Source organism: Mycobacterium talmoniae (assembly GCF_001854525.1).
Classification (GTDB): domain Bacteria; phylum Actinomycetota; class Actinomycetes; order Mycobacteriales; family Mycobacteriaceae; genus Mycobacterium; species Mycobacterium talmoniae.
The window spans coordinates 1-1095 of sequence record NZ_MLQM01000345.1 but is presented as its reverse complement, the minus strand read 5'-3'; the positions used below and the strand labels follow the sequence as shown (position 1 = coordinate 1095).

Here is a 1095-nt window from a genome sequence, read left to right as displayed (position 1 = left end):
CCCCCCCGCCCCACCACCCCCCCGCCCCGGACCTCAGGCACCCTCCGCCCACCGCGCCCCCCTAGCGTGTCGGGTCGTGCGACGCGGCGTGCTTGCTACCATCAGCGAACCATATGCGGGGGCAACGAGGGGTGGGGTCGATGAGCGATGAGGCGCAGCCCGATGTGGGGCAAACCAATGACGCCGACCAGCCGGGTAGCCCGCCGCCAGCACCGCCCGGCCATCCCCGCGCTCCCGGCCCGGTTCCGCCGCCGTATCCCGGTGTGGCGCCGTACCCCGGGCCGGGATATCCCGGTGCGTCGCAGCCGTATCCGTATCCCTACCCGTACCCCGCGCAGGGCGGGTATCGGGTCCCGCAGCCGCCGCTACAGAACGTGACGGCGACCCGGTTCTTCGCCGCCGGCACCCTCACCGGGTTTGTGCTGATCATCATCTCCGGATTCCTGACCTTCACCTATGTCACCCCGAAAGCCAGCGGGGACAACTCGATGATCAGCGGCTGGGGCGAGTGGACGCACCAGGGCGAGGATCTGCCGCTGCATCACGGCGCGTCGGCGATGATCGTTCCGGGTGTGCTGTTGCCGCTGCTCATCCTGCTGCCGACGGTGTTGATGGCGATCATCATCTTGTGCAATATCGCCCGACGTCCACTGTCGATCGTCAGCACGCTGTTCGCGGTGGTGGCGTCGCTGCTGGCGCTCGGGCTGACCATGGCCCCCGACGACGTGGTGATCGTGTTCGATTCCTCGTCCAATGACTACATCGACAAGCACTACGACTTCAGCACCGGCCCGTCGGCGTGGCTGTCCGCGGCGATGTGCATCCTGATCACCGTGTGCTGTATCGGCGGAATCATCTTCGGCGGCAAGGCCAAAACGTAGTCGCGTTCGCGCGGATGATCGCTTGATCCTCCTGTTCGCCGACGCCGCGACAAGACTTGCTGATCCGCCAGTGCCCTAAACAGACAGCGGCAGTAGCCGGTTACCGCTGATCTGGCGTAGCGGCCGCTGTCTGCCTGGCTCTTTTACCCCTGTGGGGCTGCCGGCGCGTTATGAGGGGGTGGGCGGTGGGGGGGGGGGGGGGGTGTGGGGGGCG

The 1095-nt window shown here is 67.6% G+C and carries 1 protein-coding gene; it reads left to right on the top strand.

All coding sequences use genetic code 11. The annotated features are described in order from the left end of the window. Positions 1 to 140 precede the first annotated feature (140 nt). Positions 141 to 881 carry a hypothetical protein gene (locus BKN37_RS27245; RefSeq protein WP_071030427.1) on the top strand — a complete coding sequence of 247 codons (741 nt, stop codon included), beginning with the start codon at positions 141 to 143 and terminating at the stop codon, positions 879 to 881. Positions 882 to 1095 lie beyond the last annotated feature (214 nt).